The sequence below is a fragment of the Pseudomonas sp. TE36184 genome (assembly GCF_054060055.1).
The window spans coordinates 661,123-676,693 of sequence record NZ_JBSSCU010000001.1 but is presented as its reverse complement, the minus strand read 5'-3'; the positions used below and the strand labels follow the sequence as shown (position 1 = coordinate 676,693).

15 protein-coding genes are annotated in these 15,571 nt (G+C 61.2%); 7 read left to right on the top strand and 8 right to left on the bottom strand.

Translation table 11 applies throughout. The annotated features are described in order from the left end of the window. Window positions 1–71: 71 nt before the first annotated feature. A complete protein-coding gene (locus ACVWZP_RS03160; RefSeq protein ID WP_017846611.1) occupies window positions 72–629 on the bottom strand; it encodes an NADPH-dependent FMN reductase in 558 nt (185 codons plus the stop codon). Between the two features lie 227 nt (window positions 630–856). Between ACVWZP_RS03160 and ACVWZP_RS03155 the strand changes: the two genes are divergently transcribed. Beyond that, a complete protein-coding gene (locus ACVWZP_RS03155; RefSeq protein WP_046383133.1) occupies window positions 857–1,093 on the top strand; it encodes a hypothetical protein in 237 nt (78 codons plus the stop codon). 63 nt (window positions 1,094–1,156) lie between these two features. On the opposite strand, the gene ACVWZP_RS03150 is transcribed toward ACVWZP_RS03155, so the two are convergent. Further along, window positions 1,157–1,501 carry a hypothetical protein gene (locus ACVWZP_RS03150; RefSeq protein ID WP_017846613.1) on the bottom strand — a complete coding sequence of 115 codons (345 nt, stop codon included), beginning with the start codon at window positions 1,499–1,501 and terminating at the stop codon, window positions 1,157–1,159. Between the two features lie 103 nt (window positions 1,502–1,604). Continuing rightward, window positions 1,605–2,051: a type II secretion system major pseudopilin GspG gene (gspG, locus tag ACVWZP_RS03145; protein WP_017846614.1), complete on the bottom strand. Its 447-nt coding sequence runs from the start codon at window positions 2,049–2,051 to the stop codon at window positions 1,605–1,607. Window positions 2,052–2,202: 151 nt separating this feature from the next. Between gspG and ACVWZP_RS03140 the strand changes: the two genes are divergently transcribed. Next, on the top strand, window positions 2,203–3,096 hold the full coding sequence (locus tag ACVWZP_RS03140) for a LysR substrate-binding domain-containing protein (protein WP_017846615.1): 894 nt from the start codon (window positions 2,203–2,205) through the stop codon (window positions 3,094–3,096). Between the two features lie 5 nt (window positions 3,097–3,101). On the opposite strand, the gene ACVWZP_RS03135 is transcribed toward ACVWZP_RS03140, so the two are convergent. From ACVWZP_RS03135 to ACVWZP_RS03115, 5 genes are all read right to left on the bottom strand, one after another. Beyond that, a complete protein-coding gene (locus ACVWZP_RS03135) occupies window positions 3,102–3,671 on the bottom strand; it encodes a GNAT family N-acetyltransferase (RefSeq protein WP_057005424.1) in 570 nt (189 codons plus the stop codon). Between the two features lie 20 nt (window positions 3,672–3,691). Then, a complete protein-coding gene (locus ACVWZP_RS03130) occupies window positions 3,692–5,947 on the bottom strand; it encodes an Orn/Lys/Arg family decarboxylase (protein ID WP_046383130.1) in 2,256 nt (751 codons plus the stop codon). Between the two features lie 202 nt (window positions 5,948–6,149). Continuing rightward, window positions 6,150–6,890: a DNA polymerase III subunit epsilon gene (gene dnaQ / locus ACVWZP_RS03125; RefSeq protein WP_164887049.1), complete on the bottom strand. Its 741-nt coding sequence runs from the start codon at window positions 6,888–6,890 to the stop codon at window positions 6,150–6,152. A 70-nt stretch (window positions 6,891–6,960) separates the two neighbouring features. Then, complete coding sequence (gene rnhA / locus ACVWZP_RS03120; protein WP_017846619.1) at window positions 6,961–7,413, bottom strand: ribonuclease HI; 453 nt, start codon at window positions 7,411–7,413, stop codon at window positions 6,961–6,963. An 87-nt stretch (window positions 7,414–7,500) separates the two neighbouring features. After that, window positions 7,501–8,259, bottom strand: a complete 759-nt coding sequence (locus ACVWZP_RS03115) for a class I SAM-dependent methyltransferase (protein ID WP_017846620.1) — start codon at window positions 8,257–8,259, stop codon at window positions 7,501–7,503. A 65-nt stretch (window positions 8,260–8,324) separates the two neighbouring features. Here ACVWZP_RS03115 and gloB point away from each other — a divergent pair, with 65 nt between their 5' ends. The 5 genes from gloB to ACVWZP_RS03090 all read left to right on the top strand — a co-directional run bounded on the left by gloB (window position 8,325) and on the right by ACVWZP_RS03090 (window position 15,570). Then, window positions 8,325–9,092, top strand: coding sequence for a hydroxyacylglutathione hydrolase (gloB, locus tag ACVWZP_RS03110; RefSeq protein WP_046383129.1), 768 nt, complete (start codon window positions 8,325–8,327; stop codon window positions 9,090–9,092). A gap of 98 nt (window positions 9,093–9,190) precedes the next feature. Beyond that, window positions 9,191–10,603, top strand: a complete 1,413-nt coding sequence (locus ACVWZP_RS03105; protein WP_046383128.1) for a lytic transglycosylase domain-containing protein — start codon at window positions 9,191–9,193, stop codon at window positions 10,601–10,603. Window positions 10,604–10,837: 234 nt separating this feature from the next. Beyond that, entirely contained in the window at window positions 10,838–12,667 is a 1,830-nt protein-coding gene (locus tag ACVWZP_RS03100) for an extracellular solute-binding protein (protein ID WP_046383127.1), read from the top strand. Beyond that, window positions 12,664–14,496, top strand: a complete 1,833-nt coding sequence (locus ACVWZP_RS03095; protein ID WP_457369355.1) for an extracellular solute-binding protein — start codon at window positions 12,664–12,666, stop codon at window positions 14,494–14,496. Before ACVWZP_RS03100 ends, ACVWZP_RS03095 begins: the two co-directional genes overlap by 4 nt. Then, on the top strand, window positions 14,497–15,570 hold the full coding sequence (locus tag ACVWZP_RS03090) for a microcin C ABC transporter permease YejB (RefSeq protein WP_017846625.1): 1,074 nt from the start codon (window positions 14,497–14,499) through the stop codon (window positions 15,568–15,570). The last annotated feature ends 1 nt before the right edge of the window (window position 15,571 follow it).

The following is a 15,571-nucleotide window of genomic DNA, read 5'->3' as shown; positions in this document are numbered from 1 at the left end:
GCGCGGCTTCAGTGCATGCATCTTCAACTGATACATCGCCATCGCGAGCCAGCCCGTTTCCACATCGGCGATCAGCCGTGCTGTTTTTCTACCCACTTGCCGTAGGCATCGATAAACGCCTGCAGGAACGGCTTGGTTTTCTCCGACAGCTTGCCCGCCTCGTCGAACACACTGCCCGCGCCGCCCAGGTAGGCTTCCGGCTGCTGCATGCACGGCACGTCGAGGAACACCAGGGATTGGCGCAGATGGTGGTTGGCGCCAAAGCCGCCGACAGCCCCCGGCGACACACTGATAATCGCCCCCGGCTTGCCGCTCCAGGCGCTTTGCCCGTAAGGGCGCGAGCCCACATCGATGGCATTCTTCAGCGGGGCGGGCACGGAGCGGTTGTATTCGGGGGTCACGAACAGCACTGCGTCGGATGAACGCACTTGTTGACGGAAAGTACTGTAGGCTGCGGGCGGTGATGCCCCGTCGATGTCCTCGTTGTAGAGCGGCAAATCGCCAATTTCGACAATGTTCAATGTGAGGTTGGCGGGGGCCAGTTCGGCCAATGCCAGGGCGACCTTGCGGTTGATCGACTCTTTTCTCAAGCTGCCCACCAGGACGGCAATCGTGTAGACCTTGCTCATTGAGGTTTCCCGACGTCTGACTAAAGGAGCTTGTAGTTATAGAGCCTTCGCGACGCGTTCACCAGAAGGTTTTGATAATTCCCCCGGCGTCTGCCTCGCGACCACCCGCGTAGGAAGCGTCTGAAAACATCAACGAATAGTATTTTTTTTCCATAGGTAAACTACCCCGCTCCATGACGGTCTACAGAACCGCAAATCGAGTGTTTATCTCCAGAGGTTCTAAACAGATGGCAGCAGTACTTGTCGGACAGTTCCATGCCAGAGACGCAGAAGGACGCGTGTATTCGGTGCATGAGTTCCAGGAATCCACCCCGCCGCTAGACGGCCTGGCTGGCTCGGCGCCCACCACAACCTACAAGCTGGCCATTGGCGACCGTGTAGAAAAACTGGAAGGCGATGAATTCAAATTGATTCAGTCCGGGACCATTATCGTCCGCGAATCGGAAACCGTCCGCGCGCAATAAGCTTGAGCCCCCGAGCGTACCTGCTCAGTCCTGGCCATTGACGGCATTGACTGGGCCGGGCGATCACGGGCGGCGAACCTCCGTCACTTCAATCCCCGGGTCTCCCTCAACCTGTTTGAGCGTGACCATCAGTCGCCCCTTCTCGCCCTCGACGTCATACATCAAGCGCTTGTAGCCCGGCGTACCATACGCGGGATACGCCACCACCTGCCTGACCAGCGTGATGCCCAACACCGCACCCACCTGCGCGCCCACCTGTTCCTGGGAACGGATGAACGCATCGAGTGCGAGGTTTTCGGACGTAGTGTCGTCGGGATTGCTCAAGAGATAAGCGGCCACGCCTCCCACGGTCACCAGGACCAGCAGTTGCCTGGCCGTTACCCCGAAGAAGTTCGCGGGCATCGGCATTTGAGACCAGACCTGTTTTTGTTGTAAGTACCGGGTAACCGGCATTGGTCGTTGATGATCAGACGAACCATTCTAAACAGGTCGATGGGTAATGCCAGATGAATCAGTTGTCGCCGTAGGTAATATCCTTGTTATCCCCGACACCGCCCAACGTCCGATCCTTGCCGAAGGAGAACAGGTCGAACGGAACCCGGGGTTGGCTCGGCGGAAAGTGATACTGATAAGCAACGCCCCACGGATCGGTCAGCAGCTCTTCATTGACATAGGGGCCTTTCCAATTCGCGTCGGCGGCAGGCGGCTTGATCAACCCCTCCAGGCCTTCCTCATCGGTCGGATAGCGGCCAGTGTCTTGATGGAAGTGCTCGACGGCCTTGCCCAGCTCGGCGACCTGGGCCTTGGCCATAGCGATTTCCGTCAGGGTCATCTCGCCAAACAGCCGCGGCCACAATGCCAGGGCCAACACGCCGATGACGACGAGTACCACCAGCACCGCCCACCGCGTAAAGCCGCCGTGGGTGCGCCGGTTGCCGACTATGACTGGTGCAGACATTCTGAGCCCCCTTGTCGCTCGGTTGATACGCTCGTTATATGCCCTGCTTGTTGCAGTTGCGCAAGGCTAACGTAAGTCGATGCGAATCAACGCTCCCGCTGTTTTTTTCCAGGCCATTGAATCCCGGCCCTGCTGACCCTAGACTCCGGCCATGCGTTTACGTCATATCGAAGTGATTCAGGCCATCTTGCAGACCGGACACCTCGGCACGGCCGCCGAATGGTTGCAGCTTTCTGTGGGCGATGTGGACGCGACGCTCAAGGACGCCGAGCAGCAATTGGGCTTTATGTTGTTCGCCAGCGTGCGCGGACGCCTGCAGCCAACACGGGAAACCCTGGAGTTACAGGCGCAAATCGCCCATGTGTATGAAGCGCTGGAGCCGGTACAACGCTTGGCCAGCCGCCTGAAGCACCATCACGCGCCAACCCTGCGTGCCCTGTGTACGCCGCCCCTGGCCAATCAACTGCTGCCGCAAAGCATCGCCGTGCTGCGCCGACGCTTCCAGGACACGCCGTGCAACCTGTCGAGCCAGCCGACCCGCGAGATCGTCAGGAGCCTATTGCTGCACGAGGCCGACGTGGGCCTGAGCCTGCATGACCCGGAACATCCGCAAATCCAAAGCAGCGTATTGGCCCAGGGCAAACTGCAACTGCTCGCGCCCCATGGCTGGCTCAAACCCAAGCAGAAGTACATCGCCCTGCAGGACCTGGCCGGGCAGTCGATGATCGGGCTGGAGGGCCAGGACCCGCTCAGTCGCCTGCTCGACGCCAAACTGCAAGCCCTGCGCCCGCTGCCGGTGGTGCAGACGCGGGTGCAGACTTACCAGATGATGCGCAGCATGGTGGAGGCCGGCGAAGGCCTGGCGATCGTCGATCCGTTCACCGCGTTCGGCGCCCGGGAGGCCGGGCTGGACGCGTGCCCGGTATCGCCGCCGATCATGGTCAGCCTGTATGCGCTGACCCTCCGGGAGGGCGTGACCTCACCGGCACTGAATGCACTGCTGGAGATTGTCACACAGAAAGCCGAAGGCCTGCTCGCGAGCTGAACGCGTCAGACCGCTTCGATTTCCGCCTTGAACAAGCGATACCAGAAAATCGCCACCTCACGGGTTTGCGGGTCGATCCCGCGATAGCGCAGGTGGTCGATCCCGCCCACCACATACCCACAACGCTCATACAGGCGGCAGGCGCCGAGGTTGTTGTTCTGGGTCTCCAACATCATGCCCGGCAGGTTTTTCTTGCGACTCCAGAACTGCGCCACGTCCAGCAGCGCCTTGGCCACGCCGTGACGGCGCGCGGGCAACGCCACGGCCAGCTCATCGACGTGCGCGAAGCCATTCCAATTGGTACTGACCACGACATGCCCGACCGGTCTGTCGTCCAGAAAGGCCATGAAGATCGCGCTGTCGGGCGCGTCGCGAAAGCTGGCGAACTCCTCCGGGTCGATGCCGTAGCACTTGCGGTACGGCAGGATGCGCTCCACGAGCCACTGTTCGACCCGCTTGCCCAGCTCCGGCACGCCATAGGCACTGACCTCAAAACTGAAATCATTGCCCCACACGTAGGCGTCGAAGCCCTCGTCGGCGACCCGCACACTGAGCCCTGGATACTTCGGGTTCATTACAGCTTGCATAAACATCCTTATCCCTTGATGCAATCGACGGTGTAACAACGACCACTGCCGTCGTCTTCGTGTTGCAACCCATGAACATCCGCGACAAAGCCGGGGAAACTGCTATCGAACGTGCGGGCAAAGGCCAGGTAGTCGATGATCGAACGCGTTGACTCGGTAAAGCGCTCACCCGGCATGATCAACGGAATGCCCGGCGGATAAGGCACCAGCATCACCGCGGCGATGCGCCCAGCCAAGGCATCGATGGACACCGCCTCGACGTCGCCCCTGACCAATTGGTCATAGGCGTCGGCCGGTTTCATCGCGATGTCGGGCAACACGGTGTACATCCGCTTGAGGTGTTTGGCGGTGGCGTTGCTACGGTAACAGCTATGTAATTGGTCGCACAGATCGCGCAGCCCCAGGCCTTGATAACGCACCGGACCCTGGGCAAATACCGAAGGCAGGCAACTGGCAAGGCTGACATTGGCGTCGTAGTTGCGTTTGAATTCCAGCAATTCGGTGAGCAAGGTACTCCATTTGCCCTTGGTGATGCCCATGGAAAACAGCACGAGGAACGAATACAGGCCGGTCTTTTCCACCACTAGGCCACGCTCCCAGAGGAATTTGCTGACCACCGCAGCGGGAATCCCGCAGTCGCTCAACGCGCCGCCGGCAGTGAGCCCGGGCATCACCAACGTGACTTTGATGGGGTCCAGCAGCACGTAATCTTCGGCCACGTCGCCAAAGCCATGCCAGTCATCCTCGGGCTGCAACAGCCAATCCGCCGTGGCGACCCGGTCGATGCCGGCCACGGACGGCGGCTGCCAGATGGAAAACCACCAGTCTTCGGCGGCGATGTGCTGGCGCAGGTTGGCCAGGGCACGGCGGAAGCTCAAGGCTTCGTCGAACATTTCCTGCAGCAGCGAGCGCCCCGCCGGGCCTTCCATCATCGCCGACGCCACGTCCAGCGAGGCGATGATGCTGTATTGCGGCGAGGTGGAGATATGCATCATGAACGCTTCGTTGAACCGATCGCGGTCCAACTGCCGCGCGCCGCCGTCCTGCACATGGATCATCGAGGCCTGGCTGAATGCCGCCAGCAACTTGTGCGTGGAATGCGTGGTGAACACCAGCGGGCTGTCCGGCGTGCGCGACGTGCCCATGCCATAGCGCCCGGCAAAGAACTCGTGGAACGCCGCGTAGGCGTACCAGGCCTCGTCGAAGTGCAGCACCTCGACACTGTTGCCCAATTGCTGCTTGATCAGCTCGGCGTTGTAGCACAGGCCGTCGTAGGTGGAGTTGGTGACCACCGCCAGCTTCACTTTCGCCGGCCGCCCGCGGGTCAATGGGCTGGCCTCGATCTTGGCGCGGATCGACGCGGGGCTGAATTCACTGAGGGGAATCGGGCCGATAATGCCCAGTTCGTTGCGCTCCGGGCACAAGTACAGCGGGATCGCGCCGGTCATGATGATCGAGTGCAACACCGATTTGTGGCAGTTGCGGTCGACCAGCACCAGATCATCTCGAGCGACCATCGAGTGCCAGACGATCTTGTTGGCGGTCGAGGTGCCATTGATCACAAAGAAGGTGTGATCGGCACCGAAATTCCGCGCAGCACGCGCTTCGGCTTCGGCCAGCGGCCCGGTGTGATCGAGCAGCGAGCCCAGCTCCGGCACAGACACGGACAGGTCGGAGCGCAGCGTGTTTTCCCCGAAGAACTGATGAAACGCCTGCCCCACCGGGCTTTTGCGATAGGCCACGCCGCCACCGTGACCGGGGGTGTGCCAGGAATAATTGGAGTCGGCGGTGTGTTGCACCAGGGCTTTGAAGAAGGGCGGCAGCAGGCCATCAAGGTACGTGCGCGCGGCGCGGGCGACTTGCCTGGCGAGAAACGGTACGGTGTCTTCGAACAGGTAGAGAATGCCGCGCAGTTGGTTGAGTTCGCTCATCGCATCAGCCGGGGCGTTTTCCAGGGTGACTTGTTCACCCAGGGCGAAAATCGGCAGGTTGGGCGCCCTCAGCCGCGCTAGGCGGATCAGTTCGACCATGTTTTGCAGCAGATGGGTGTTTTCCCCAGCACCTTCGGCGGCGATCAGCATGCAGGCCAGGCCATGGTGGGTCGAGGCCACCAGCCGGCCTTCGGCGTAGTCCACCGCAGAAAAGATACTGAAGCCCTCTTGTTCCAACTCTTGAGCGATACCCCGAACCCGGTCGCCGGCAACGGTGTCGGCCTTGATGTCGCGATGCACGATAAGGATGGGGAACTTCAGGTCTTTGTACATGGGGGCTTTGAGTCCTGAGGATGATGCACTCAGGGTAGAAGCTGTGAGCGGATGTAGCGAATGAAGATTTTGAAAGCAGCGACTCACCAATGTGGGAGGGAGCTTGCTCCCGATAGCGGCGTGCCAGTCGACATTGATGCCACAGATCCACCGCTATCGGGAGCAAGCTCCCTCCCACATTGTTTGACTGCGCTCAGCCAGATTATTGCTGGGTCAGTTGGGTCCACAACGCCGGCGCGCCCGCCGACTTGGCAATCGCTTCGAGCCGCGCCGCATGCTCGGCGAGGTCCTGCGCGCTGGCGCGGATGATCGGCGTCGGTTTGCGATCCGCCGGCAGGCGACGGATTTCCGAAGGGCGATTGCCCGAACCTTCCGCCGAACCGGCACCGTCAGAGGCATTGCCGGCCAGGGACAGGCTGGTCTGCCCGCCGGTCATGGTCAGGTAAACGTCGGCCAGGATCTCGGAGTCGAGCAACGCGCCGTGCAGCTCACGGCCGGAGTTGTCGACGCCATAGCGTTTGCACAAGGCATCCAGGCTGTTGCGCTGGCCCGGGTGACGCTCACGGGCCATCATCAAGGTGTCGAGGATCGAGCAGTGCCGGGAAATATCCGCGCGATCCGTCTGCCCCATCAGGGCAAATTCGTTATTGATGAAGCCGACGTCGAACGCCGCGTTATGGATGATCAACTGCGCGCCGTTGATGAACTCGAAGAACTCGTCGGCGACTTCCGCGAAGCGCGGTTTGCCTTTGAGGAATTCGTCGGTGATACCGTGGACGCCGATCGCGCCCTCGTCACTTTCGCGGTCCGGTTGCAGGTAGACGTGGAAGTGACGACCGGTGAGGCGACGGCCCATGAGTTCGACACAGCCGATTTCAATGATCCGGTGACCATCGGTCACCGGCATGCCGGTGGTTTCGGTATCGAGTACAACAGATCGGATGGCCATCAGGGTTCAGCTCTCAACGGTGTGGTGTATTTCAAGGGGCGCAATCTTAACACGTCAGCCGGCATCAGCCCTGCTTGTAGCCCCGCACTTCGTCGACGCCACGGTTGGCCAACTGGTCGGCACGCTCGTTGCCATGGTGGCCGATGTGCCCGCGCACCCATTTCCAGGTGATGTTATGGCGGTTGCATTGCTCATCGAGCAGTTGCCACAGGTCGGCGTTCTTGACCGGCTCTTTGGCCGCCGTCTTCCAGCCGCGCTTCTTCCAGTTGACCATCCACTCGTTGATGCCCTTCATCACATATTGCGAGTCGGTCACCAGCAGCACGTCGCAACGCCGCTTGAGCTCTTCGAGGCCGCGAATGGCGCCCATCAGCTCCATGCGGTTGTTGGTGGTGTTGGCTTCGCCGCCCCACAGTTCCTTCTCCACGCCCTTGCACACCAGCAAGGCGCCCCAGCCGCCGGGGCCAGGGTTGCCTTTACAGGCGCCATCGGTGAAGAGTTCAACGCTATCGGTCATCGGTTACATCCATCAAAACGGGTTGCCGGGCTTAGGCCGGCAGTATCCCGAGGCCGACTGATCCGGCCTGAAATCAAAAAGAGGGTTCTACGGTTGGCTTTGCTTGCGGTTGACCTTGGCCATCGGCATCGGCACCAGCTTGCCCATGGGTTGGCGTAGCACCTGACGCACCGGCCGCAGCCCGACCACGATCTTGCGTGCGACCAGTAAATAGAAGCCGCCACCCGACAGCTGCCAAGCCCCCGCCCGACGCTCCCAGCCGGCCAGACGGGCCTGCCACTTGGTCGACGCCAGCGGCGGACGATAGCACCCGAAGCGGCGTTTCTCCAGCGCGAAGCCCAGCAGGTTCAGCCAGTCCCCCACCCGCGACGGCGAAATGCAACGGGCCTGGCGCAGGCCGTCATGGGCGAACACATGGCGCAGGCCCCAGCTGCTCCAGGGGTTGATACCGACAATCAGCAAATGGCCACCTGGGCGCACGCTGCTGGCGGCTTCGCGCAACAAACCATGGGGTGACAGGCAGAAATCCAGGCCGTGCTGCAGCACCACCACATCGGCGGCGTGCTCGCTCAACGGCCAGGCCTGCTCTTCGCAGACGATCTCCACCCCCGGCAACGGCGCGCCCAGGCGCACATTGCGTTGCACCTGCGGCGCGGACGGCGGCGTCTGGGCCGACGGGCCGTAATGCACCAGGTAACCGCCAAAGAACCGGCCCAGCTCGTCTTCGAGCATGCGCCGTTCTTCATCCAGCAAAAATTGCCCGATCGGCCCGGACAGCCAGTCACGGGCCGCGCTGATCAGGGCCAGCCATTCAGGATCGGCCTGGGCGAACGCTTTATCAGTCATTGCATTCTCCAACTCGCCTAGACGTTCTAAGATGCACCAATGTGTTCAGCTTGGCGAATCGAAGAATGATACAGATCAGTGCCCTGCCCGCCTTCACCGATAACTACATCTGGTTGTTACAGGAACCCCAGTCCCGCCGCTGCGCCGTGGTCGACCCCGGCGATGCCGCCCCCGTGCTGGCCTGGCTCAAGCAGAACCCGGGGTGGACGCTCAGCGACATCCTCGTCACCCACCATCACCATGATCATGTGGGCGGCGTCGAAGCGCTGAAACGCGTGAGCGGCGCCACGGTCTACGGCCCGGCCCACGAAACGATCCCGGCGCGGGACGTTGCCCTGCAGGACAACCAGAGCATCAGCGTGCTGGGCTGGGACTTCGCGGTGTACGCCGTCCCCGGCCACACCCTCGGCCATATCGCCTTTTACCACCCAGGCGTGCTGTTTTGCGGCGACACGCTCTTCGCCGCCGGTTGCGGCCGCCTGTTCGAAGGCACGCCGGCGCAAATGCATGCCTCGCTGCAACGCCTGGCCGCCCTGCCCGCCGACACGCGGGTGTACTGCACCCATGAATATACACAGAGCAATCTCAGGTTTGCCCAGGCAGTGGAACCGGACAACGCCGATATCGCCGAACGGGTGGAAAACGTCAACCGACTGCGCGCCCGTGGCGAGATCACGCTGCCGTCCAACCTGGCCCTGGAAAAACGCACCAACCCGTTCCTGCGTACCGCTGAAACATCCGTTAAACAAAAAGCGGACGAACGGAACGGCCGCGACAACCGCTCTGGGGACGAGGTATTTGCTAGCTTGAGGGCTTGGAAAGATAAGTTCTAACGTGACGCAATCTGATACGTAATTTCTGAATGGTTGACCGGAACCAAAGCGCTTTCTAGAATCGCCCGACATTTTTGCCCGGAACTTACTTCCAGCCAATGTCGTCATCTACTCGTAAATCCAATCATTCAGACGCATTGACCCGCCTGGCTCAAGCCGTGGCGGTGGCTGTCTCCGCAACTCTGGCGGGCTGCCAATCGACAAATTTCGCTGCACAATCCACCGTGCAACCCAAACCGAATCTTGCTGCCAAGATCAAGCAAAAACCTATTTGGCTCTCAGAGAAGCCGAGCCCCGAAGCGCCCCAGGATGTCTGGGAACGCATGCGTCGGGGCTTTCAATTGCAGGACGGTCTCGGCGTCAACCCGCGTATCGAGCAACAACGCCTGTGGTTCGCCAGCAACCCGTCCTTCCTGGAGAACGCCGGCGAACGCGGCAGCCTCTACATTCATTACATCGTCGAACGCCTTGAAGAACGCAACATGCCCCTGGAGCTGGCGCTGCTGCCAGTGATTGAAAGTGCCTACAACCCAATGGCCTATTCGCGCAGCGATGCCGTCGGCTTGTGGCAGTTCATTCCCTCCACCGGGCGTTACTTCAACCTGCGCCAGACCCGCGCCTACGACGGTCGTCGCGATATCACCGCGTCCACCACCGCCGCCCTGGACTATCTGACACGTCTGCATGACATGTTCAACGGCGACTGGCTGCTGGCCCTGGCCGCGTATAACGCTGGCGAAGGCACGGTAAGCCGGGCGATCGAGCGCAACGAAAAGCTCGGCCTGCCGACCGACTACTGGAACCTGCCCCTGCCCCAGGAAACCAAGGACTACGTGCCCAAGTTCCTGGCGCTGTCCCAGGTGGTGCTGGCCCCGGATGCCTACGGCGTCAACCTGAACCCGATTGCCAACACGCCGTACTTCAAAATGGTTGAAGTCAAGCAAAGCATGGACCTGTCACGGGTCGCCGCGCTGGCCGAGATCGACGAAGACGAACTGTTCCAGCTCAACCCGGCGCTGAAACAACGCACCACCCTGGACGGTCCCCAGCATTTGCTGGTGCCCAGCTCCAAGGCACAACTGCTGACCAGCAGCCTTTCGGCGATGAAGCCTGAAGAATTGCTGGCATTACGCCCTAAAAAGCCGGTTTTCGACGAAGTCGAGAGCAAATCCGTGGCCGGCCGCAGCCGTAGCTACAAAGTGCGCAACGGCGACAACCTGACGCTGATCGCCAAGGCCAACAAGGTCGACGTGCATGACCTGCAGCGCTGGAACAAGCTCAACGGCCAGGCACTCAAGGTCGGCCAGACCCTGGTGATGCAGGACACGCGCAAGCTGGTGGCCAAGGCCGACAGCAAGAAGCCGGTGCAGTACAAGGTCAAGAAAGGCGACTCGCTGTATATCGTCGCCAAGCGTTTCAATGTCGAGATGCAACATCTCAAGCGCTGGAACCCACGCACTGGCATGGCGCTCAAGCCTGGGCAGATGCTGGTGGTTTCCGGGCCAAGATAAACCGCAGGCAAGCGCGCTCCTGTGGGAGCTGGCTTGCCTGCGATGCAGACACCGAGGTGTATCAGTTACATCAGGGTGATGCCATCGCAGGCAAGCCAGCTCCCACATTTGATCTCTACGCCGCTCAATACCTCGCCAGCCTCCTGCCACCCTTCCCAACAGCCTTTTTCCAACCGGAACAAGCTGTTACTGTACCGATCATAAAGCCCAAGCTGCCTGGATCGGATCTCTGACTTGACGCGTCCCCTCCTTCTACTAATAAGTCTGGCCTTGAGCTTTGCTGCGCACGCGACGATTACCGAAAGCCACGGTTATGCGCAGTTCGGCACGCTCAAGTACCCGACCAAATTCACCCACTTCGATTGGGTAAACCCTGCAGCGCCGAAAGGCGGGACGTTGCGGGTCATGGCGTTTGGCACGTTCGACACCCTCAACCCTTATACCTTCAAGGGTTCGAGCCCGGTTTCCACACCGAACTTCCTGCAATACGGCGTCAATGAGCTGAACGAACCGTTGATGGTCGGCACCGGCCAGTACGCGCCGTCCGGCGATGAGCCGACCTCCAGCTACGGGCTGATTGCCCAATCGGTGGAGTACAGCGAGGACCGCAGCTGGGTGGTGTTCAACCTGCGCCCGGAAGCGCGCTTTCACGATGGCAAGCCGATCACCGCGTATGACGTGGCGTTTTCCTATCGCACCCTGCTGACCGAAGGTCATCCGCAGTACCGCACCAACCTGCAGGAAGTCGCGCGGGTCGACATCCTCAACCGCCACCGTATCCGTTTTGTGTTCAAGCGCGCCGGCAACCCGTTGCTGATCCTGCGCCTGGGCGAACTGCCGGTGCTGCCCCAGCATTACTGGAAAAACCGCGACTTCAAGGCCACCACCTTCGAACCACCGCTGGGCAGCGGGCCCTATCGCCTCAGCAAGGTCACCCCGGGCCGGCAACTGGTGTTCGAGCGGGTCAAGGACTATTGGGGCAAGGACCTGCCGGTCAACCAGGGTTTCTATAACTACGACAAGGTCGAAGTGGAGTTCTACCGCGACAGCGACGTCGCCTTCGAAGCCTTCAAGGCCGGCGAGTTCGATATCTATATCGAGCATCAGGCCAAAAACTGGGCGAATGGTTATGACTTCCCGGCGGTCAGCCGCGGCGACGTGATCAAGGCGCAGATCGCCCACCAGATCCCGACCCAAAGCCAGGGCCTGTTCATGAACACGCGGCGCCCGACGTTCAGCCAGGCCAAGGTGCGTGAAGCCCTGGGGCTGATGTTCGACTTTGAATGGACCAACCGCACCCTGTTCAGCAACGCCTATAAACGCACCTTGAGCTATTACCCCAACAGCGAATTTTCGGCGACCGGCGTCCCGGTCGGCCATGAATGGTTGATGCTCTCGCCCTACCGCGACCAACTGCCGGCCAATCTCTATACCCAACCGTTCAGCCTGCCCCAGACCGACGGGCACGGCATCCCCCGCGACACCTTGCGCCGTGCCCTGGCCCTGCTCGGCGAAGGCGGCTGGAAGCTGTCCGGGCAGCGCCTGCTCAACAAGGACGGGCAGCCGCTGCGCTTCGAGATCCTGCTGGTCAACCCGAACCTGGAGCGCATCTTGCAGCCCTACGTGGAAAACCTGAACAGTATCGGTATCGACGCGCACCTGCGCACGGTCGACCGGGCGCAGTACAAACAGCGCCTCGATCAGTTCGATTTCGACATGATCCTGATGACCCTCAACCAGACCCTCAGCCCCGGCCTTGAGCAGTGGCAGTACTTCCACTCCAGCCAGGCGGCAATCAAGGGCAGCAAGAACTACGCCGGCATCGCCAACCCGGTGGTCGACCGCCTGCTCGAACAACTGCTGGCGGCACAGACCCGCGACGAACAACTGGCCGCCGGCCGGGCCCTGGACCGGGTCCTGCTGTGGCAGCATTACAGCATTCCCAACTGGTACCTCAACTATCATCGCCTGGCCTACCGCAACCGGTTCGCCTTTGTCACCACGCCGCCCTACAGCCTGGGCCTGAGCGCGTGGTGGCTGAAAGCTTCGGAGAAAGCCCAATGATGTCTTTGCGTACAGCACTGCTCGGCAGTCTGTTGCTCTGCACGGCGGCCAACGCCGCCCCGCAACATGCGCTGACCCTCTACAACGAGCCGCCCAAGTACCCCGCCAGCTTCAAGCACTTCGACTACGTCAACCCCGACGCGCCCAAAGGCGGCACCTTTCGCGAGTCGAGCATGGGCGGTTTCGACAGCCTCAACCCCTACATCAGCAAGGGCGTGCCGGCGGACAATATCAGCCTGATCTACGACACCCTGGCCATGCAGAGCCTGGACGAACCCATCACCGAATACGGCCTGGTGGCCGGCAAGATCGAAAAAGCCCCGGACAACAGTTGGGTGCGCTTCTACCTGCGCCCCGAAGCACGCTTCCACGATGGCCACCCGATCCACGCCGAAGACGTGGTGTTCACCTTCCAGATGCTGATGAAGGAAGGCTCGCCGCTCTACCGCACTTACTACGCCGACGTCGACGAAGTGGTCGCCGAAGACCCGCTGCGGGTGCTGTTCAAGTTCAAGCGCACCAACAACCGCGAATTGCCGCTGATCCTCGGGCAACTGCCGGTATTGCCCAAGCATTGGTGGGCCACCCGCGACTTCACCAAGGGCAACCTGGAAATCCCGCTGGGCAGCGGGCCGTACAAGGTCGCCGAGGTCAAGGCCGGGCGCATGATCCGCTACGAGCGGGTCAAGGACTACTGGGCCAAGGACCTGCCGATCACCCAAGGTTTCTACAACTTCGATCAGCGCATCACCGACTATTACCGTGACAACACGGTAGCCCTGGAAGCCTTGAAGGCCGGGCAGTTCGACTACTGGCTGGAGTTCAGCGCGAAGAACTGGGCCAACGCCTACAACATTCCGGCGGTGGCCGAGGGGCGCCTGGTCAAGGAAGAGATCCCCAACGGCAACCCCACCGGCATGCAGGGTTTCGTGTTCAACACACGCAAGCCGATGTTCCAGGACGTGCGCGTGCGCAAGGCCATCAGCCTGTTGCTGGATTTCGAATGGAGCAACAAGCAGCTGTTCAACGGCGCCTACACCCGCACCCGCAGCTACTTCGAGAACTCGGAGATGGCCGCCACCGGCCTGCCCGGCCCGGACGAACTGGCGATCCTCGAACCGCTGCGCGACAAGATCCCCGCCGAAGTCTTCACCCAGGCCTTCGAACCATCCAAGACCGACGGCAGCGGCATGATCCGCACCCAGCAGCGCGAGGCCTACCAGCTGTTGCAGGAAGCCGGCTGGCGCATCGTCGACGACAAGATGGTCGACGCCACCGGCAAACCGGTGAGCATTGAATTTTTGCTGGCGCAGACCGAGTTCGAACGCATCCTGCTACCCTTCAAGCGCAACCTGGCAGACCTGGGCATCGACTTGGTGATTCGCCGGGTCGACGTCTCGCAATTCGTCAACCGCCTGCGCTCGCGGGATTTCGACATGCTGGTGGGCAGCTTCCCGCAGTCCACCTCGCCGGGTAATGAACAACGCGAGTTCTGGAAATCCTCCAGCGCCGACAAGCCCGGCAGCCGCAACTACATAGGTCTCAAGGACCCGGCCGTCGACCAACTGGTCGAAGAACTGATCGACGCCGACTCGCGCCAAAGCCTGATCGCCCATGCCAAGGCCCTGGATCGCGTGTTGCAATTTGGCTACTACGTGATCCCCAACTGGCACATCAAGACCTTCCGCGTGGCGTACTGGGACCATCTCGGTCATCCCAAAGTGCCACCGCGTTATGACGTCGGCACCGCCACCTGGTGGGCCAAACCCGACGTCAAACCTGCCACCACCCTGGACACGAGCGCCGACCCGGCGAGCGGAGGCGATTAAATGCTGGCCTATATCATTCGCCGCCTGTTGCTGATCATCCCCACGCTGTTCGGGATTCTGCTGATCAACTTCGTCATCATCCAGGCCGCCCCGGGTGGCCCGGTGGAGCAGATGATCGCCAAGCTCGAAGGCTTCGAAGGCGCCACCAGCCGCATTGCCGGCGGCGGCGCCGAAGTCGCAGTGGCCGGCTCCAGCTACCGTGGCGCCCAAGGCCTGGACCCGGCGCTGATCAAGGAAATCGAAACCATGTACGGTTTCGACAAGTCGGCACCGGAACGCTTGTGGATCATGGTCAAGAACTACGCCCGGCTGGATTTCGGCGACAGCTTCTTTCGCGACGCCAAGGTCATCGACCTGATCAAGGAAAAGATGCCGGTGTCGATCTCCCTCGGGCTGTGGAGCACGCTGATCATGTACCTGGTCTCGATCCCGCTGGGGATCGCCAAGGCCACGCGACACGGCAGCCACTTCGACGTATGGACCAGCTCGGCGATCATCGTCGGCTACGCGATCCCGGCGTTCCTGTTCGCGATCCTGCTGATCGTGGTGTTTGCCGGCGGCAGTTACTTCGACTGGTTCCCCTTGCGCGGGCTGACCTCCAACAATTTCGATGAGCTGAGCTGGGGCGGCAAGATCCTCGACTACTTCTGGCACCTGGCCTTGCCCATCACCGCGCTGGTGATCGGCAACTTCGCGACCATGACGCTGCTGACCAAAAACAGCTTTCTCGACGAGATCAACAAACAGTACGTGGTTACCGCCAAGGCCAAGGGCCTGACCAACCACCGCGTGCTCTACGGCCATGTGTTCCGCAACGCCATGCTGCTGGTGATCGCCGGTTTCCCCTCGGCGTTCATCGGGATCTTCTTCACCGGCTCGCTGCTGGTGGAAGTGATCTTCTCCCTCGACGGCCTCGGCCTGATGAGCTTTGAAGCCGCGATCAACCGCGACTACCCGGTGGTGTTCGGCACGCTGTTTATCTTCACCCTGCTCGGGCTGGTGGTGAAGCTGATCGGTGACCTCACCTACACCCTGGTCGATCCGCGTATCGACTTCGCCAGCCGGGAGCATTGAG